This is a genomic window from Moorena sp. SIO4E2, assembly GCF_010671945.1.
Classification (GTDB): domain Bacteria; phylum Cyanobacteriota; class Cyanobacteriia; order Cyanobacteriales; family Coleofasciculaceae; genus Moorena; species Moorena producens.
The window spans coordinates 1-19,398 of record NZ_JAAHIE010000094.1; the positions used below are offsets into that span (position 1 = coordinate 1).

At 40.0% G+C, this 19,398-nt stretch carries 15 protein-coding genes; 12 read left to right on the plus strand and 3 right to left on the minus strand.

Going from position 1 to position 19,398, the window contains the following annotated elements; all coding sequences use genetic code 11:
* The first annotated feature begins 496 nt into the window (after window positions 1-496).
* Entirely contained in the window at window positions 497-724 is a 228-nt protein-coding gene (locus F6K37_RS12965) for a hypothetical protein (RefSeq protein ID WP_287250611.1), read from the plus strand.
* A gap of 303 nt (window positions 725-1,027) precedes the next feature.
* Window positions 1,028-2,143 (plus strand): SdrD B-like domain-containing protein, encoded by a 1,116-nt coding sequence (locus tag F6K37_RS12970; protein WP_008184960.1) that lies wholly within the window; start codon window positions 1,028-1,030, stop codon window positions 2,141-2,143.
* Here F6K37_RS12970 and F6K37_RS12975 read toward each other — a convergent pair.
* Window positions 2,105-2,422 (minus strand): hypothetical protein, encoded by a 318-nt coding sequence (locus F6K37_RS12975; protein ID WP_131826893.1) that lies wholly within the window; start codon window positions 2,420-2,422, stop codon window positions 2,105-2,107. The genes F6K37_RS12970 and F6K37_RS12975 overlap by 39 nt on opposite strands.
* A gap of 709 nt (window positions 2,423-3,131) precedes the next feature.
* Here F6K37_RS12975 and F6K37_RS12980 point away from each other — a divergent pair.
* The 9 genes from F6K37_RS12980 to F6K37_RS13020 all read left to right on the plus strand — a co-directional run bounded on the left by F6K37_RS12980 (window position 3,132) and on the right by F6K37_RS13020 (window position 15,451).
* Window positions 3,132-5,327: a GumC family protein gene (locus tag F6K37_RS12980; protein ID WP_287250614.1), complete on the plus strand. Its 2,196-nt coding sequence runs from the start codon at window positions 3,132-3,134 to the stop codon at window positions 5,325-5,327.
* Window positions 5,328-5,447: 120 nt separating this feature from the next.
* Complete coding sequence (gene murJ, locus F6K37_RS12985) at window positions 5,448-6,821, plus strand: murein biosynthesis integral membrane protein MurJ (RefSeq protein WP_287250616.1); 1,374 nt, start codon at window positions 5,448-5,450, stop codon at window positions 6,819-6,821.
* Complete coding sequence (locus F6K37_RS12990) at window positions 6,818-7,933, plus strand: glycosyltransferase family 4 protein (protein ID WP_287250618.1); 1,116 nt, start codon at window positions 6,818-6,820, stop codon at window positions 7,931-7,933. The genes murJ and F6K37_RS12990 overlap by 4 nt, the downstream gene beginning before the upstream one ends.
* The gene (locus tag F6K37_RS12995) at window positions 7,933-9,264 is read left to right on the plus strand and encodes a phenylacetate--CoA ligase family protein (RefSeq protein WP_287250619.1); all 1,332 of its coding nucleotides are present in this window, start codon (window positions 7,933-7,935) and stop codon (window positions 9,262-9,264) included. Before F6K37_RS12990 ends, F6K37_RS12995 begins: the two co-directional genes overlap by 1 nt.
* A 497-nt stretch (window positions 9,265-9,761) precedes the next feature.
* Complete coding sequence (locus F6K37_RS13000; protein WP_287250621.1) at window positions 9,762-10,952, plus strand: O-antigen ligase family protein; 1,191 nt, start codon at window positions 9,762-9,764, stop codon at window positions 10,950-10,952.
* A gap of 8 nt (window positions 10,953-10,960) precedes the next feature.
* Window positions 10,961-12,076, plus strand: coding sequence for a glycosyltransferase (locus tag F6K37_RS13005; RefSeq protein WP_287250623.1), 1,116 nt, complete (start codon window positions 10,961-10,963; stop codon window positions 12,074-12,076).
* Window positions 12,069-13,211, plus strand: a complete 1,143-nt coding sequence (locus F6K37_RS13010) for a glycosyltransferase (protein WP_287250625.1) — start codon at window positions 12,069-12,071, stop codon at window positions 13,209-13,211. The genes F6K37_RS13005 and F6K37_RS13010 overlap by 8 nt, the downstream gene beginning before the upstream one ends.
* Before the next feature lie 68 nt (window positions 13,212-13,279).
* Entirely contained in the window at window positions 13,280-14,239 is a 960-nt protein-coding gene (locus F6K37_RS13015) for a hypothetical protein (RefSeq protein ID WP_287250627.1), read from the plus strand.
* A 45-nt stretch (window positions 14,240-14,284) separates the two neighbouring features.
* Window positions 14,285-15,451 carry a glycosyltransferase family 4 protein gene (locus F6K37_RS13020; RefSeq protein WP_287250628.1) on the plus strand — a complete coding sequence of 389 codons (1,167 nt, stop codon included), beginning with the start codon at window positions 14,285-14,287 and terminating at the stop codon, window positions 15,449-15,451.
* Here F6K37_RS13020 and F6K37_RS13025 read toward each other — a convergent pair.
* Window positions 15,446-16,033, minus strand: coding sequence for a YdcF family protein (locus tag F6K37_RS13025; RefSeq protein ID WP_287250630.1), 588 nt, complete (start codon window positions 16,031-16,033; stop codon window positions 15,446-15,448). The genes F6K37_RS13020 and F6K37_RS13025 overlap by 6 nt on opposite strands.
* A gap of 148 nt (window positions 16,034-16,181) precedes the next feature.
* Between F6K37_RS13025 and F6K37_RS13030 the strand changes: the two genes are divergently transcribed.
* Window positions 16,182-17,165 carry an NAD-dependent epimerase/dehydratase family protein gene (locus F6K37_RS13030; RefSeq protein WP_287250632.1) on the plus strand — a complete coding sequence of 328 codons (984 nt, stop codon included), beginning with the start codon at window positions 16,182-16,184 and terminating at the stop codon, window positions 17,163-17,165.
* 528 nt (window positions 17,166-17,693) lie between these two features.
* Here F6K37_RS13030 and F6K37_RS13035 read toward each other — a convergent pair.
* Window positions 17,694-19,398, minus strand: a 1,705-nt coding sequence (locus F6K37_RS13035) for a polysaccharide biosynthesis protein (RefSeq protein ID WP_287250634.1), incomplete at its 5' end; no start/stop codon positions are given.

Sequence of the window (19,398 nt, forward strand, 5' to 3'; positions counted from 1 at the left end):
TTAATCGTAGGGTGGGCAGTGGACGAGACCAATAAAATCCGATCGGAATCGGTTGGATATGCACTGCCCACCAACAGTTTTAATAAAATTAATCGTAGGGTGGGCAGTGGACGAGACCAATAAAATCCGATCGGAATCGGTTGGATATGCACTGCCCACCAACAGTTTTAATAAAATTAATCGTAGGGTGGGCAGTGGACGAGACCAATAAAATCGGATCGGAATCGGTTGGATATGCACTGCCCACCAACAGTTTTAATAAAATTAATCGTAGGGTGGGCAGTGGATTAAACCAATAAAATCCGATCGGAATCGGTTGGATATGCACTGCCCACCAACAGGGATTTAATTAGATATTAATCGTAGGGTGGGCAGTGCTCTATCCGATAGAGCACTGCCCACCCTACATGTATATCTGGCTGGTGGGCAGTGCTCTATCCGATTTTCAACTATTACTATCCCTTAATAAACCACTGCCCACCCTACATCTTTATTTATGCCCACCCTACATGTATATCTGGCTCTGGTGGGCAGTGCTCTATCCGATTTTCAACTATTACTATCCCTTGAAAAAGCACTGCCCACCCTACATCTTTATTTATGCCCACCCTACATGTATATCTGGCTCTGGTGGGCAGTGCTCTATCCGATTTTCAACTATTACTATCCCTTAATAAACCACTGCCCACCCTACATCATATCTACATCAGAACTCAATTTGTAACGTTTTGCAACTATGGCCAAAATGGCGGGACAGATTGAGCCTATTGTTCCATTTTTTAGATAGGTCTGGGATTAGCAACATCTCAAGTCTGATTGATTACTTATTTGATATAGGGGTTTCTAGCCTAATCAGACCCGGTGGTGCGTTACGGAACCGGCTGTCCCAATAGTGGGAACCGAAAAAATGAGGGCGAGCCGGTTCCTAACGCACCCTACGTAACTGTTCCCTGTTCCCTGTTCCCTGTTCCCTACTCCCTATTCCCTATTCCCTATAAACATACATTTCATTAATAGGAAAGTAACCATGATAGTAATCAACGATAGCGACAATTCCAATTCACACCCAAACCCATTGCCTACTCCGGTACCACTACCAGAACCAAATCCGAATGATCCTACTGGTTCTATTGGCAATTATGTTTGGTTAGACAGCAACAGAGATGGTCTCCAAAATGAGCCTCCTGAAAATGGTGTCAATGGCGTTACTGTTAATCTCTTCGACATCAACGGTAACCTAATCCAGACAACTACTACGAATGATGATAATAATGAGAATCCTGGTTTCTATCTATTTGAGAATATCCCGGATGACCTTTCTACTCGTTATACCCTGGAATTCGTTGCACCGGAAGGGTTTACTTTTACTACCCAAGATAATGACCCACGACAGTTTATTGATACCGATAGTCCCATAGATAGTGATGTTGATCCCAATACCGGTCGTGTTACTATCGGTCCGATCACTCGATTCTTGCCAGAAGGGATTGACCAATTGGTATGGGATGCTGGTCTGGTGCCAGTTAAACCAGGGTCAACCGGTACCCCAGGGGATGACAAACTGATTGGTACTCGTCGTAATGACCACATTAGTGGTGGAAAGGGTAACGATACTATTGTCGGTCGTGGTGGTAATGATACCCTCTCCGGGGATGGAGGCAAGGATGTAATTAAAGGGGGTGCTGGTAAGGATGTGCTTGATGGTGGCACTGGTCGTGACACGATTAATGGTGGTCGTGGTAATGACACGATTAATGGTGGTGGTGGTAAGGATCGTTTAGTGGGTGGTCGTGGTAATGACCACATCACTGGTGGTGGTGGTGATGACAGGATTAATGGTGGTCGTGGTAGTGATACGTTAGTTGGTGGTGCTGGTCATGATCAGTTTTTGTTCACTAAGGGCAGTAGCTTCCGCCATGGTGACGTGGATGTGATCGAGGACTTTGAAATTGGTGCAGATCTGATTAAATTGAAGGGCTTTGGTGCCATTGATCCTCAACAGTGGTTTCATAGAGCAGTAAAATCTGGTATCCTATCTGACAGTGACAAGGGTGTTGTTCTTTCTCCTAAGACTGGTGGAACCCTTGTGATTGAGGATGTGCATCTAGATCAATTGAGTGGTGACGATTTCCAATTGGTATAGAATAGATTTCTTGCAGAAGTAGGGAATAGGGAACAGAGAACAGGGAACAGGGGATAATAGTAGAACAGGCATCTTGCCTGTGGTGCTATGGGCATCTTGCCCGTGGTGGAATGGGCATCTTGGTAGAACAGGCATCTTGGCTGTGGTGCCATGGGCATCTTGGCTGTGGTGCCATGGGCATCTTGCCCGTTTCATTTCCGGGCAGGCAGGATGCCCACCCCACTCATATTCATTCGAAGATTCAGCAATGCCGTTTGGATTAGCGCTACCACCATCCACAAACAGGTAGTTAGGTGTGCATCAAGACAAGGTCGTTTAAATGCGCGACAGCTTACCAAAAATTTAGGGACTATTTGGGTTGGGAAGTGATTAACCGGAAATGATCTAATATCATGTCCGGTGCTTTCGGTAGTCTTCATAGTTTTCTGAAAAATTTGTCTGGAAATAATTTCACGCTTTTTTAAGTTGAAAGTAATTCACAAACTATTCACACACTAGTGTTATCGCTTTCTAAATCCAGTAGCTATTCAATTTTTGATAACTATCCGGATTTAGAGTTTTGAAGGTGTATTAATAATCGAGAGATTGGTTTTATATCAAAATAATAACGTTTTTTTTAGTTAGTTATTTACCTCAACATTTTGTTGGTTTTATTGATGATTACCACTCAAATATAAATGCTATTGGGAATCATACCAAGAATCAGCAATGCCCAGGTATATAGGGTTTGACGGTTTTTTTTTGTAACTAAATAATATCTAATTTAAATGCACAACAACTTACTCATGATGACTATAGCCTTTGTAATGGAAAGCTTTTGGCCATAACTACTTGATGCTACAAGCTCAAGTGCGGAAAGTGGGGTATTAATTTTCCTGATTATCTAGTTAGCACTTGTAGTATTAATCAGCGTTTACTCAAGTGAAATTCTTTTTCACTCTAGATAGAATAGTTCTCGCTCACCAGAACTACTTAACAGAACATGAGCATGGAAGTAAAGACTGAGAGTGTTGAGACCGGACAAGAGGAGATTAACCTATTTAAACTGGGGTCGATTCTGCTTCGGTTTTGGAAAACGGCATTAGCAGTGGGAACGACAGTTTTTGCAGGGGGGGCAGCAGCGACTTTTCTCAAGACCCCTGAATATGAGTCAGAGATGCTGATCCTAATGTATCGGGAAGCTTCCGTGCCTGATGTTGGTGGGTTACAAGAAACAGAAAAACCTAAAAATAAGGAAAATTTATCTACCGAAATTGAGATTCTTAAAAGTCGCTCTTTGGTTGCTAAGGCAATTAGCCCCCCAGAAAGCTCTTTTGACAAACTGTCTGTTAAAGAAGTAATCGAAAACATGTCGATTCGTCAGGTAGGGGATGCTGATGTACTGATCGTTTCATACCAAGACACAAATCCCCAAAGGGCTCAAAAAGTACTAGAAGCTCTCAGTTATACCTATGTCGATTACAGTATAGAGCGGCAGCGCTCCCAGGCAACCAATGCAATTCAGTTTATTGATGAGCAACTACCGAAAGCACAACAAGCCCTAAATGCAACCACATCAATTCTGCGTAGCTTTCGAGAACGCTATGGTATTGTGGAACCAGAAGCTTATGCTCTTCAGGTATCTGAACTCAAGCAATCTCTTGTGCAACAGGAGCAGGAAGTAGAAATTGCTCTGAGTCAGACTCAGCGACAGTTACAGGAATTACGCCAACAGCTACAAGAAGCAGGTCAACAACCCCAAGCAGCTTTAGCAAATTCGGTTCTCAGCCAAGATCCTTACTATAAAAACTTAGCTAATCAACTGACAGAACTAGAATCCGAGCTGGCTCTAGAGCTAACTCGTTTCCAGGATAATCATCCTGCGGTGGAAAGCTTACAACTGAAGCGTAACCAAATACAGAATCTATTGCAGAAGCGTACCCAAAGCATCCTGGGGTCAGCAAGCTCACAAATTGATATTAACCAGGTAGTGGGATACGGGGAAACTCGCCAAACACTAACTAATCAATTACTTGCTCTAGAGACAGGATTTGCCGCTCAGGAAAACCAGCTAGAGGCTATTCGTAAAGCTCAAACTGAAGTGGCAGCTCAGTTTCAGCAAATTCCCCAACTCCAGCAAGTGTATACCGAGCTACAGCGTCAGTTAGAAGTTAGATCCCAAGCAGTCAATAACTTACTAGAAAAACGGCAAGAGTTACAGATTGCTGAAGCTCAAGAAATTGCCCCTTGGGAGATTCTTGAGTCTCCTTACCTACCAGAAGATCCTATTTCTCCCAATATCAAACTGAATTTGATTTTGGCTTTACTTATGGGAGGATTGTCTGGGGTAGGAGCGGCATTCCTGCTGGAGCGTTTAGACCAGAAGGTAAAACAGGTCGAAGATTTAAAGCAACTAACGGGGCTATCTTTATTAGGAACTATTCCCCGTATCCGGGGACATATAGTCGGTGCTCGAATCGAAGAACAAAGAAGATTATCGAGTGATCAGCAGTCAGCATTTACAGAATCCTTGCGCTCTCTAGCCATGAATTTACGCTATCTTGGTGCAGCTACAAACAGGATCAAGGTTTTGGCTTTCACTTCTGCAATGCCCTCTGAAGGTAAGACAACGATTACCTATCATTTAGGAGCTGTTTTAGCTGAATTGGGACAGCGAGTTTTAGTAGTCGATGGGGATTTGCGTCAACCAACGTTACATCTATTGGCAGGATTGCCAAACCATGGGGGACTAAGTACAGCTCTTACCAGTGACCGTCCTTGGTATTCCCTCGTTCAGACAGGAAAGACTGAAAGTCTTGATCTAATCAGTTCTGGTCCTACTCCTCCTAATCCAGTGGCGCTGTTGAATTCCCAGAAAATGAAGCAGCTATTTGATGAGTGGCGACAGACTTATGATTATGTGCTAATCGATACTCCTGCTGTGGTAGGGGTTGCTGATACCCAAAGTGTAGGCAGTTATGTGGATGGAATTATCTTTGTTGCTGGCATGGAATGCAGTACCCATGATGATATTACCCGTTCCTTGGAGATTTTACGGAGCAATCAGTGTACTTTAGCTGGGGTGGTGGCAAATTTTGTTAATAACAAGCATGGTAACAGTTACTCCTACCGGCAATCTGCTGGTAATCCTCCCCAGTCTGAGCATGAGAAGAGTAATCTGGGATTGGTTAGGCAGTCTTGGTAATCGTTACTTCACACAGCTATCAAAAATTTATAGGGATCCGTGTAGGAATTGTGATAATTTTTGTTCCCTGTTCCCTACTCCCTGTTCCCTGTTCCCTTTGCTATAGATTAAATATTTACAGTGAAAAAACAGCCATTACATAATGCATTTAAGTTCTGGAAAAATATTTCCAGTGGCTCTAATAATCGCCAAATTTTTGGTGCTGCTGCTAAAGTAACTGCCATGACTGTACTGGTAAAAATAGTATCTGTGGGCAAAGAATTTGTGGTTGCTTGGAGTTTTGGCACCAGCAATGAAGTGGATGCATTAGTGATTGCCTTACTATTTCCTCAGTTTATTGGTAATGTAGTTGCTGGTTCTTTTAAACCTGCTTTTATTCCTACTTATATACGGGAAAGAGAGCAACAAGGACAACAACAGGCTCAGAAACTTCTTTCTGGAGCAATGTCTTATGTAATTGGATTGTTAATCTTGGTTACCATCCTCATGGTAGCTTTTGCTCCCTTCTATTTACCTAAAATTGCACCAGGTTTCGACTCAGGCAAAATCGAGTTTACTTTTCAGCTACTCTTAGCAGTTTCTCCTCTAATTTTAATTAAGGGAATTGTTACGATTTGCCAGGCTGTTTTAAATTCTGGAGAACGTTTTGCCTTGGCTGCTATTTTGCCCATTGCCATCCCTGCCTTAAGCATTATCTTACTTGTAAAATTTTCATCTTGGGGAGTCTTTGCCTTAGTTATAGCACTACTAGGAGGAACTTTAATACAAATTATTTTCCTAGGTATATCACTGAGGCGAAAAGGCATTAGCTTAATACCAAAACTATATAAGCTTGACTCTAAGCTTAAAGAAGTCTTTCGGCTCTATGGAGCCTCTGCTGCTGCTGCATTCCTCATAGGAAGTACTAAATTAGTAGACCAATCAATGGCAGCCATGTTAGCACCGGGAAGCGTCGCAGCCCTGAGCTATGGCTATAAATTGACAGCTTTGCCCCTTAGTCTTGTCGCCATAGGATTAGGGACAGCCGTTACTCCTTACTTTTCTAAGATGATCGCCAGGGAAGATTGGCAAGGGGTAAAACATACGCTAAAAAAATATCTGAAGCTAATATTCATCACAACTATTCCCTTAACCATTATTCTCTTAATTTGTTCCATTCCTATAGTTAGGATTCTCTTGCAAAGGGGATCATTTACAGCAGATGACACATATTTAGTGGCTCATATTCAAGCTTTGTATGCCTTACAACTTCCTTTTTATATTGGCAACATTTTAGTGGTTAGACTAATTACTTCAATGAGGATGAATTATGTATTTACTTGGACTTGTGCATTTAATTTACTGGTAAATATTGTCTGCAACTTTTTATTTATACAATGGATTGGAATTGCTGGAATTGCTTTATCTACTAGCCTAATTTATTTGATTTGTTTTTTGATGCACATTACATTTATAAATAAAAAACTTAACAAAAATTACCAACAAAAAATATGAAAATAACGTTAGTGATTTCATCTCTTTCTTGTGGTGGTGCAGAACGTGTTTCGGTTTTGCTTGCTGAAGGATTTGTAGAAAAAGGTCATCAGGTAACACTTATCACGATAGCTGGTAAAGAACGTGATTTTTATAAACTTTCACCTAAGGTCTCTCGATTAGCTCTGAATATTGCGGGTGCTTCACACAATGCTATTCAAGCTTTACGAAATAACTTACACAGATGTTTAGTTTTAAGAAAAGCTATTAAATCTACTAATCCTGATGTAGTTATTTCCCATTTAGTAAATACAAATATATTAACTATATTATCTTTATTAAAAACTAATCTGCCGACAATTATTACTGAACATTCTTACGGCAGAGAAAAATCTGATCAACGCAAAAAGTACAGTCTTAGAAAATTAGTTTATAAATACGCTAATAAATTAGTGAGTGTAAGTAAAGAATTAGATCAGTCATTCCAATGGCTAAATCCAAATAAAAGAGTAGTGATATATAACCCAATAGTGAAAATACCAGAGAATGATCTGATTGAAGACCATGTCTTACATAATCTAGGTATAGATTCCCACAAAAATTGGATCACAAGTATGGGGAGGCTAACAAAACAAAAAGGTTTCGATATTCTAATCAGCGCATTTTCAAAAATTGCCCATAAATATCCCGATTGGCAAATACTAATCATAGGGGAAGGACATTTAAAATCTGAGTTATTAGCTCTAATTAATAAACTAAATTTATCTGCTCAGGTTGTTTTAGTAGGTCGTTTAAGTAATCCTTTTCCTGTCTTAAAAAAGTCTGAATTATTTGTTATGGCTTCTCGCTGGGAGGGGTTTCCTATGGTACATTGCGAAGCCTTAGCTTGTGGATTACCAGTCATTGCTACGGATTGTCCTACAGGACCAAAAGAAATTATTCGTCACAACGTAGATGGTGTCTTAGTTCCCAATGAAGACTCAGAAGCTTTAGCTACTGCCATGGAAAATTTGATGTCTAACTCAGAAGAACGTCAACGTTTAGCTAGCCGTGCGACAGAAGTCAATAAACGCTTTGCTTTAGAAAAAATTTTGCAAGATTGGGAAAAACTTTTTGAAAATGTGAGTAAATAATGAATTTTAGAGGATGGCTTTATTCACACTATTCTTCTCTACAAGGTAGAGGATACTCTGCTATTTTTGACAAGCTTAGTCAAGAAATTACTTCAGGAATACACCCTGAAACAACTCAAACAAACTTGATAAAAATTCTTAACCATTGCCAAAAAAATGTCCCCTATTATACTCAAATAATGGCTCAAATTGGCAATTATAAACTTCTTGAACAAAATCCAGAAGTATATCTTCAAAACTTGCCAGTTTTAACCAAAGATTTAATTCGCCAAAACTTTGAACAAATAAAATCTACGGATTTAAAACAACGACAGTGGTATTTTAATCAATCAAGTGGCTCAACCGGAGAACCAATAAGGCTTATTCAAGACCGGGCATATTTCAACCGTTCGATGGCGATTAAGTCGCTTTATTCTTATTTTGTTTCAGGTAGAAAATTTGGTGATCCACAAGCAATTTTATGGGGCTCACGAACAGATTTATTATCAAACAAAGGTATTAAAGCTAAGTTATCAAGCTTTCTTAGAAATACGACCTATATGAATGCTTTCTTGATGACTCCTGAAAAAATGGCGGGGTTTATTCACAAGCTAAATAACAAACCTCCTAAGATAATTATTGCCTACGTTCAGGCAATATATGAATTGGCACAATTTGCTGAACAGGAGCAAATAACCATTGTTCCTCAAAAAGCTATTATAACCACTTCCGGCACACTTTATCCTTGGATGCGCGAAAAGATTGAGTCTGTATTTCAATGCCAAGTTTTCAATCGTTATGGCTCTAGAGAAGTGGGTGATATTGCTTGTGAACTACCTGGTAAAGAAGGTCTATGGGCTGCACCTTGGGGCAGTTATATTGAAATTGTAGATGATAATAATAATCTCTTGCCAACCGGTGTTGAAGGAAACATCTTGGTTACTAATTTAACTAACTATGCTATGCCATTAATACGGTACAAAATTGGTGACAGTGGCACTTTGTTAGTTAACGAACCCTCACGGCAGATATTCAAGGAAGTTTCAGGTAGAATTACGGATATGTTTAAGCGTAAAGACGGCAGTCTAGTATATGGATCATATTTTACTTATCTTCTTTATTTTAAAGACTGGATTTATAACTTCCAAGTTGTTCAAAAGGATTATTCAAAACTAGTGATAAGAATCATGAAAGGAAATCAAGATTATCAGCCAGAGCAAAAAGAATTAGATGAAATAGTTAATCATTGCCAAATAGCGATAGGAGAAGAATGCCAAATTAGTTTTGAATTTGTTGATCAAATTTACCCAAGTGCTTCTGGTAAGTACCGATACACAATTTCAGAAATTTAAACAGGATTTGGAGCTTTTTATATATGCAAATATTTTAAATATTGACAGCACTTAGTAATCTTTCGCTTCAGTGTGAATTACCGCTTCACTTCTCCCAATCAATACTTTTAACAGATTACTATAATCTAATCAAAGAATTTGGAGGAGAGTAACATTCTAGACATGATCACCACGATGGAGGATGGAAAGCTATAGGTTTAATAACCTCTGGGGGAGATGTTTATACTGATAAACTTATTACTGGGAAGCCTTTTTTATAAACACCCGCTATGGGAATGTGCCCATATATTAAAGAGATTTTGACCAAACTTCCTGGCTCTAAGCGTCGATTCAGATTAATGTTTCTAGAACCAGGATCTGTAATCAAGTGGCATAGAGATAAAACTGACACTCTTGATGGAGCAATATCTTCTCGTTTTTATATTACAATTATCACTAAATTTAAGATAGTTTTTACAATTTTATAAATATATTATTGATGCAAACTTATGAAGTTTATGCAAAAAAAAAATGCTTTACTGTACTATAATATTTTATTGTCAGTAGCGTCATTTGCGATATTTTTTACAGGTATAGATAACTATTTGCACAATGCTGATATTGTCAATATTATTCCTCTTTGGTTTATTGCTGTATTTTGTTTAGCAACCTTGTTTTTGTTAATCTTAAAAATAAAAATCAATTATAAGTCTACTTATTTAATCATCTGGTGTGGAGTTTTTTTAGTTATTTCAATTGGATCTTTCTTTTTTTCATCTCAATCTAGCATTGCTTTTCAAGCCCTTGAAACTAGAGTTCTCTCTATGATTTTTGTGCTAATTATGCTAGTAATTTTATCCCAAACTAGTTTAGTACAAGCTTGTGCTATTTGGACTATATTATTTGCTGTTTTACTAGGAATTGCTAATAATATTTATGAAATATTTTACCCAGAAGCATTTTACTGGGATGATGTGGGACGCTCCGCAGGTTTTTACCTAGATCCTAATGATAGTGCAGGGACATTAACCCTAGGAATGCTTTTTACTGTCGATCTTTTCAAGCCTAAATATCGTATACTATTTGTTATTTTAGTTGGTTTGGGGGTTTTTTCTACATTTTCCAGAGGAGGAATACTTGGTTGGCTTATTAGTGTTATTACTCTGATTATATTTAACGTAATTCCACAATATAAATTGGTAAAAGCATTTCTATTTATAGGAGTATTACTTGTTGTAATCGGAAATCAAATAACGTTTTTTTTAGATAATAATTATCAAGTTAATAATTTAGAATTTTTACATGGAAAAGCTCAAAAAAGAATTGAAATTTTTACTACTGGATCTACTGAAGATAACGCTGCTCAAGAAAGGTTCCAGCTAGCTAAGTATGCCTGGGACTATTTTTCAGAAAAACCATTGTTAGGAAATGGAATTGGAGCTACGGAAGAATGGGAATTGGAATTAAATAGCCATAATATGTATTTATCTTTACTAGCAGAGCATGGCATTATTGGTATTTTTATTATTCCTTCTCTAATCTATACCCTTAATAAAAATACCCGTACTAACAAAAAATATTTAATCTGGAGTTTTGCCGTATTTATTTTGGTGTGGTGCCTTTTTAATCATCGAATTTTATATTATCGTCCTGTTCTTATGTCCTGTGCTTTATTAGCAGTTATTAACAAAAAAGGCAAAGTAAAATGAGAAGCGTTATGTCAACTCAAACAATAGCCATTTTCCTAGCTTCCCTCCGGGGTGGTGGTGCAGAACGCAATATGCTCAGACTCGCCAATGGTCTTGCGGAACAAGGTTTAAAGGTAGATTTAGTTCTGGCGCAAAAAGATGGTGCTTATTTTTCGGAGATATCTCCCCAAGTTAATCTAGTTCACCTTGAAGCCAAACGGGTGCTGTTGAGCCTACCTAAGCTAGTGCGATACCTGAAACAGGAAAAACCTGCTTACCTCATCTGCGCTATGGATTATGTTAACTTAGTTGGCTTGTGGGGTAAATTTATTGCTGGAGTACCCACCCGCATCATTGTTACTGTGCGTAACACTCTCTCTTCTGAGGGCAATCAATCCCCATGGAAAAACCCCTTAATTCACGGCTTAATCCATCACTGTTACCCTTGGGCAGACTCCATTGTAGCGGTATCGGGAGGTGTGGCAGATAACCTAACAACTACAGTTAATTTACCCCGCAAGCACATCAAAGTTATTTATAATCCAGTAGTTACCCCTAATTTACTGCTCAAAGCTCAAGCTACCATAGACCATCCCTGGTTTTCTCCCAGAGAGCCTCCCGTAATTTTAGGAGTAGGTAGACTCACCAAGCAAAAAGACTTCCCTACCTTAATTAAAGCCTTTGCCATCGCTCAACAAAACTGTTCCGCTCGATTAATGATTTTAGGGGAAGGGGAAGAACGCCCTAAATTAGAAGCCTTAGTCAAGGAATTGGGCTTAGAAGATCAGGTAAGTTTACCAGGATTTGTTAATAATCCTTTTGCTTACATGGCTCAAGCAGCCTTATTTGTTCTGTCTTCTAATCGAGAAGGTTTACCCACGGTGTTAATTGAAGCTATGGCTGTGGGAACCCCTGTAGTAGCAACTAACTGCAAAAGTGGCCCAGAGGAAATCTTAGCAGGGGGTAAATACGGCAATTTAGTTCCAGTGGGGGATGTGGAGGGTTTAGCCCAAGCAATGGTAGCTACTTTGAATAATCCCATTGCCCCGGAAGTGTTGCAATCTAGAGCTAAAGAAGAATTCTCCCAAGAAAAGAGTACTACTGAATACTTAAAACTATTGAATTTAAGCACAGATAATGAGTAATGCCACAGATAAATTGAGTATAGTCCTTCTTTCCACTGGTTTAGGAGTAGGGGGAGCAGAACAACAAGTTATGTATCTTGCCCATGCTTTAGTAGCTAAAGGTCACCAAGTAAGGATTCTTTCTCTAATTCCCATAGGTCAAATGGGTTTAGAAGCCCAAGCCCAAGGATTATCTGTCCATAGTTTAAACATGAAACGGGGTGTACCAGAACCCAGGGCATTACTAGAGTTAATTAATCTCTTACGCCAATGGCAACCGCAAATTGTACACAGTCATATGTTCCACGCTAATCTGATGGCTAGGATCGCCAGGATTTTTACTCCCATACAGGTTTTGGTGGCTACAGCTCATAATCTTAAAGAGGGGGGACGTTGGCGAGAAGTTGCCTACCGTTGCACAGATCCTTGGTGTGATTTAACCACTCAGGTGAGTCAAGCCGGTTTGGAACGCTACATCAAAGTGGGGGTAGTACCCAAACATAAAATTAAATTTATACCCAATGTTGTGGACAGTGAAAAATTTCAACATCACCCTGAAGTACGCAGCAAAATTCGCCAGGAATTAAATCTAGGAGATGAATTTGTTTGGTTAGCAGCAGGGCGTAACCATGAGCAAAAAGATTATCCCAATATGCTCAAAGCCTTTGCTCAAATTGCTCAAAGATATAAAAATGCAATTCTACTGATTGCTGGAGATGGTTTTTTAGGTTCTAAGGAAGAAACTTTGGCGGAAAAGTTGGGCATTGAATCCCAAGTAAGATTTTTAGGGGTACGCCGGGATATACCAGCTTTGATGAGTGCTGCCGATGCTTATTTGATGTCCTCAGCTTGGGAAGGAATGCCAGTAGTACTTTTAGAAGCATCTGCTTCTGGTTTACCTATGGTAGCTACTGATGTTGGGGGTAATCGGGAAGTGATATTAGATGGTAAAACGGGAATTATCGTACCACCTCAAAATTCTGAAGCTTTAGCTAAAGCCATGCAAAATCTGATGGAATTACCTTTATTTGAACGTCAGAAAATGGGTCAGCTAAGTCGGTATTATATCGCAGAAAATCATAGTTTTGATCAGGGATTAATAAAGTGGTTAGAATTATATTACCAGTTATTAAATCATAAACAAAAAAATCTATAAAATTTATAAATACTGAAATGCTTAGTTTTGTGATGACATTTATTAAACAGATAAAAACTTACTTGTTTATGTTTAATAAAACCAATAAAACACTGATTAATGATATTACTGTCGAATTAAATAAGTTATTCAGTTTAGAGAGTGTTAATTTGACGAGACTAATAAACATTGAAATTCGTCATAATTCTTTTATATTGCTTTTTGAAATCAGCAAAAAACAAAATGTTTATGTTAAAATTATAAATGATAAGACATCAAGTCTTAGTAAAGCAATCAAAAATCACGATTCAATATCTAAGGGATTACATGAGTATAATTCCCTTTTATGGATTAATAAAAATTTAAATTTTTTGACAAATATAAATACCATTGAACCCATCACTTATTTGTCAAAATTCAATGCTATTGTCACCAAAGAAATAATCAGTTTTCAGCTTTATAAAAATCTCCATTATCAAAACATTGAAACAACGTTATTTTCCATCGGATCATGGTTATATGAATTCCATCAAAAACAAGGATATGAATATACATTTGTAAGCCAAGCAGACTCTTTGTTAGAGCAGATAGATATTGAATACAAAGAAATCCTGCAAGGCTCATATACTCCCCAAAACATATCATTTGGAATTGGGCTTAACAATTTTGACATTCGTGATGTTTTAATCAATAAAAATGATGTTTATTTGCTAGATTTAAATACAACTCATGAGATAGTACCTCATTTACAAGATGTAGGCAGATTTTTGGCTTCGCTGGAATTAGCTTATTGGGGAACAGCTAAATTTGGAATTAAGACTGTACCAAAGAGCTTAGCTAATGCATTTTTAGATGGTTACTGTTATCAGCAAAAATCCAAGGATTTGAGAAAAACTGCTAATTGGTTTGCTGCTCGCTATATCTTCAAACATATTACTCGCAATAATAAACGAATTAACGATACTAACAAAATTTATTTGAAAGGCTACTATCAACTCTTTGCTAAACCTTATTTAGAAAAAATTGTTCAAAACAAATTACTGCCTTGAGCAAGTTTATCAAAAGTAAAACAGTAGATAATAATGTGAAACCTAGTGACTACCTATCTCAAAAATAAATCTAAAATTCTCCATCTCATCACCCGTTTAGCTGTCGGAGGGGCGCAAGACAACACCCTCCTGACAGTGGAAAAACATGATCGTAATCAATTTGAGGTTCACTTAGCCTCAAATCCAGAAGGACAATGGTTGAATCGTGCTCAACAAAGTGCGGATACCTTCCACCCCATACCCCACCTAGTTAACCCGATTAACCCTATCTATGACCTTAAAGCTCTAACAGAAATAGTTCAATTACTGCGTAGAGAAAAATTTGATGTTGTGCACACCCACAGCTCAAAAGCAGGAATTCTTGGTCGTGTAGCTGCTCGCATTACTAAAGTTCCTGTGGTTGTCCACACTATCCATGGCTTTGCTTTCCATGACTTTATGCCTAGTTGGAAACGCCAACTCTATATTAATCTAGAGCGTAGTATGCGCCCCTGTACAGATTTTTTTCTTACCGTTAGTGAACTTAACCGTAAACAAGCTATCCAACTGGGGATCCTGAGTCAAGAAAAATCCCAAACGGTCTACAGTGGAATTGACTTTAGTAAATTAGACCGTCCTTGTCATCTCCCACAACTTCGACAGCAACTAGAAATTCCCGATGGTTGGCAAGTTATTGTGATGGTGGGGCGTTTAGATGAACAAAAAGCACCCTATTACTTAATTGAAGCTTTTGCTCAAGTTCTCAAACACTCCCCCGAAAATCTGTTACTACTAGTTGGTGAAGGAGAATTGCAACCCCGTTTACAAACTCAAACTCAACAACTTGGTATTGAAAATCAGGTTAAATTCTTGGGTTCCAGGGAAGATGTACCGGAAATTCTGAAAATAGCTGATATTTTTGCCCTTTCCTCCCTCTGGGAAGGTTTAGGTAGAGCCATGACTGAAGCTATGCTATTAGGTAAACCTGTTGTTGTTCCTAATATCTATGGTATTCCTGAAACTGTCCATCATGGCGAAACGGGTTTACTATTTCCGGCTAAAGATGTTGCCAAATTAGCTCATCATCTAGTTTACCTACTCCAAAATCCCCAGGAACGGGAACGTCTTGGTCACAATGCCCAACAGCTAACTAGAAAGCTTTTTGATGTGGCTCAAATGGTGCAACAGATTGAGCCGATTTACCAGAAATTATTAAATCAGAAACCCTCATGATTTAATATCTGGGTTCAAACTTGCCCCACTCTTTCCAGTCACTATCCAGAGGAGAGAACGAATACAGTCTCGAATAACTCGTATTTTTGACTCTTTTGGATAGCCTTTTGAGGGTACAGTAACCGGAGTAATTGCAATACCCCGACTACCCAAAACAAAAGTTGCTATTGCGCGGGATCTTACCATATGATAATCCGAGGTTACTAGGTAGATATGTTGAATATCCTGCCGATAAAAATAGTTAACTGTGCAAGTAAAATTGGTCACCGTATCCGTGGGACAAAAATCATAGTGAATTCGCTGGTCTGAGATTCCTACTTTTCGGAAAATCTGCCTGTTATGCTCAAAATTACTGGGGTAGTCAGAAACCCAAATATCTAATTCAGGATGGGACTGGGAAAACTGGGCAGTGAATTTGAAGCGATCTTTATTACCACCAAGAACCAAAATAGCCTGGGGTTCTGGTGCTTGATGGCGTGCAATGGCTAAACGTAAGGGAATGATACTAAGAAAAAACAGTCCCATAGGAAGCAAAACAAGCCACAACTTATTGAGTCTAATTTTTGCAATTGGAAAGCTCATAAAATCCTTGAACAGCCTATTGTTTATACTCATAATACTCCTTAATAACTACCCATCCAATTCGGACTCTAATAGCTCTTAGTGTAGTTAGTAGTACCGAGAGTTGAAAGCCATCACTGAATCACTTCCAACTTAGCACATAGCGATTATGAAACATATTCTTGTAACTGGCGCAACTGGCTTCATTGCTAGTCATCTTTTGCCTATTCTCCATCAGCGAGGTTGGCAAATCACTGCAGCAGTGCGTAACCAATTTCTCCATCCCCCAGACATCTCCCTCAAAACCATTGCTGTAGGTGAAATCAATCGTCATACTGATTGGAGTAAGGCTCTTGAAGGCATCGACACCGTAATTCACCTAGCCGCAAGGGCTCACATCTTACAGGACGACGCACCGAATCCGGAAGCAGAATTTCTGGAAGTGAATACCTTAGGTACTACTCAGCTAGTTAAACATGCCATTAAAGCTGGTGTCCAGCATTTTATCTTCATTAGCTCTATTGGTGCTATGGCCACCTTAAGTGATCAGATTCTCACCGAAAACTCTCCTTGCCAACCTGATACTCCCTATGGATGCAGCAAATTGAAAGCAGAACAGGCTTTAATTGAGTTAGCTAGCTCAAGCAACAAGATGACTTGGACTATTTTGCGTCCTACCCTAGTTTATGGTCAGGGAAATCCAGGCAACATGGAACGTTTAATTAAATTAGTACAGAAAAAATTACCCCTACCCTTTGGCTCTTTAAATAATCGCCGTAGTTTGGTTTTTGTAGGTAACTTAGTAGATGCGATCGCCACTATTATCACCCATCCCCAAGCTAAAAACCAAACTTTTCTGATCAGCGACGGCGAAGACCTCTCAACAACGCAACTGATCAGACAAATTGCTCAATGTCTAGAACTCCCGTGTCATATCTTGCCAATTCCCCTGAGCTTATTGAGGCTAGCCGGTAATTTGGGAGATACTGTAGAACTAATCACCAGGCGAACTTTCATCCTCAATAGTTCAATGATTTCTCGATTGGATGGTTCCCTATGGGTTGATAGTAGCAAACTTTGTCAGACTCTCAACTGGCAACCACCCTATACCCTGGAGCAAGGATTAATATCAAGTCTGGTTGAATACCCATAATTAAGGAGAGGGTGGGGAGGGTGGGCAGGGTGGGAGGTGTGGGGAGATGGGGAGATGGGAAGATAGCTAGATAGGGGATATTTTTGCGCATTTGCCCCCGTTGGTCCCCATCTGTCAAAAGCGATGCAGCGCGGTCTTGGGGAGGCAGCGCGGTCTTGGGGGTCTCCCCCACTCGCGCTTTGCCGTGGTTTCCCCCACTCGCGCTTTGCATCAAGACAGCGAAGCATCCGATAATTCCCCCCAAAATTGGGGGGTTAGGGGGGCGGGGGACTTTGACATCATTCCCCCCAAAATTGGGGGGCTAGGGGGGCGGGGGACTTTGACATCATTCCCCCCAAAATTGGGGGGTTAGGGGGGCGGGGGACTTTGACATCATTCCCCCCAAAATTGGGGGGCTAGGGGGGCGAAATCAACTTAACCGCGTAAGTCCTGTTGGTGATAAAAAACCATCTCCGATTAAACCTTACTCCTTTCCTTCCGCCTTCTGTCTTCTGGCTTCTGCCTTCGATTCGCGCCTCGTGTAAGTATTCAAGCGCACATCATATTAATGGGGACATTACAACCAGAAGGCTGGTACTCTGGCACCAGATTACACAGTTGAGTAACAATACCTGCACGATCATTGAGTCGAGCTTTATCAAGGAGAACTATCAACTGCGGTTGCAAAATCTCCCAACTCCAAAAATATTCTTGAGCAGAGAAAATTTTATGATGTCGCGTGGGTTTGACATTATCCCCAGATATCAGCAACTCCTCATAGAGTTTTTCCCCTGGTCGCAATCCCGTTATTTTGATTTCAATGTCCTGTTGGGGAATAAGCCCACTCAAACGAATCATTTGCAAAGCGAGATCGTAAATGCGAATTGGTTCTCCCATATCCAGCAAGAATACCTCTCCTCCACTTGCCATTGCCCCTGCTTGCATCACTAAGCGAGCCGCTTCAGGAATGGTCATGAAATAGCGAGTAATTTCCCGATCGGTAACGGTAATGGGTTGACCTTGGGCAATTTGTCGGGAGAAGCGAGGCACAACCGAACCACTACTATTAAGGACGTTGCCAAATCTGACAATGGCAAAGCGGGTAGAATGTCCTGGTTGAGCTGCTAATGCCTGTACTACCAACTCTGCTACCCGTTTACTAGCGCCCATAATATTGGTAGGACGTACCGCTTTGTCAGTGGAAATCAAGACAAAGTTTTTCACAGCGCACTCAATGGCACAGCGGACCGTAGTCCAGGTTCCTAAAACGTTGTTCTCAATGCCTCGCGCTGCATTTACTTCTACCAGAGGAACGTGCTTGTAGGCTGCTGCATGGTAAACTGTCTCGACTTGATGATCCCTTAAAACAGTACTGAGATGATCCTTATCGGTGACATTGCCTAGGTAAGCAAAGCGCTGCAATTGAGGATAAGTTTCTGCTAGTTCGAGGTCAATATTGTAGAGAGCAAATTCACTGAGTTCGTAAAGTACTAGACACTGGGGCTGCTGCTTAGCAATTTGGCGACACAGTTCTGAACCAATGGAGCCTCCTGCACCAGTCACCAGCACTACTTTTCCTGTCACCTGCATTTCTAGTAGTTCAATATCAGGTGCAGCTTCTTCTCGTCCGAGGAGGTCAGCAATATCAATCTTGCGAAGTTTCTCAATAGAAACTCCACCAGAGAGCATTTCATTTAAGGAGGGTACGGTTTTAACAGGAATTGAAAGACTCTGTAGGCGTTCTAGAATACAGCGTTTTCTTTCTTTTGTTACCGAAGGCATTGCCAAAATTACCGTATCAAAAGCTTTTTGTCGCCAAAGTAACGGCAACTCAGCAGGAGAGTAAACCTTGAGTCCCTGTATGACTACATGGTGTTGCAAATCAGAGTTGTCATCGATAAAGGCAATTAGTCGGTAAGTTCGGTGATTCGCTAAAGCAGCAGCAAGCTGATAACCTGCTGCCCCTGCACCATAGATCAGTAGCCCTTCTGGAGGTAAATTGCTATGGGCGTAATAGGCTAGATTATGAGTTGAGCTGCGAATTAGCAGTCGTAACCCAATCAGGAGAAATAGAGTAAGGAAGGCATCAATAATCAGAACTGAGGGAGGAAGAGGCCAAGAACCGTTTAAGTAAGCGAGGATCACTAAAACTCCGGAACTGTAGAAAACAGCTTGGAGTGCTGTGGTAATAAACTCTAGGCTTGTGTAGCGCAGAATAGGACGATAAATGCCACAGACTTGGAAGCCTATAAGT

Excerpts from the sequence above, each read along its gene's own strand:
- F6K37_RS12980 (WP_287250614.1), top strand. The coding sequence starts at position 3,132 with ATGGAAGTAAAGACTGAGAGTGTTGAGACCGGACAAGAGGAGATTAAC.
- F6K37_RS12965 (WP_287250611.1), top strand. The coding sequence starts at position 497 with ATGCCCACCCTACATGTATATCTGGCTCTGGTGGGCAGTGCTCTATCC.
- F6K37_RS12990 (WP_287250618.1), top strand. The coding sequence starts at position 6,818 with ATGAAAATAACGTTAGTGATTTCATCTCTTTCTTGTGGTGGTGCAGAA.
- F6K37_RS13015 (WP_287250627.1), top strand. The coding sequence starts at position 13,280 with ATGTTTAATAAAACCAATAAAACACTGATTAATGATATTACTGTCGAA.
- F6K37_RS13000 (WP_287250621.1), top strand. The coding sequence starts at position 9,762 with ATGCAAAAAAAAAATGCTTTACTGTACTATAATATTTTATTGTCAGTA.
- F6K37_RS13025 (WP_287250630.1), bottom strand. The coding sequence starts at position 16,033 with ATGAGCTTTCCAATTGCAAAAATTAGACTCAATAAGTTGTGGCTTGTT.
- F6K37_RS12970 (WP_008184960.1), top strand. The coding sequence starts at position 1,028 with ATGATAGTAATCAACGATAGCGACAATTCCAATTCACACCCAAACCCA.
- F6K37_RS13005 (WP_287250623.1), top strand. The coding sequence starts at position 10,961 with ATGTCAACTCAAACAATAGCCATTTTCCTAGCTTCCCTCCGGGGTGGT.
- F6K37_RS12995 (WP_287250619.1), top strand. The coding sequence starts at position 7,933 with ATGAATTTTAGAGGATGGCTTTATTCACACTATTCTTCTCTACAAGGT.
- F6K37_RS13030 (WP_287250632.1), top strand. The coding sequence starts at position 16,182 with ATGAAACATATTCTTGTAACTGGCGCAACTGGCTTCATTGCTAGTCAT.
- F6K37_RS13010 (WP_287250625.1), top strand. The coding sequence starts at position 12,069 with ATGAGTAATGCCACAGATAAATTGAGTATAGTCCTTCTTTCCACTGGT.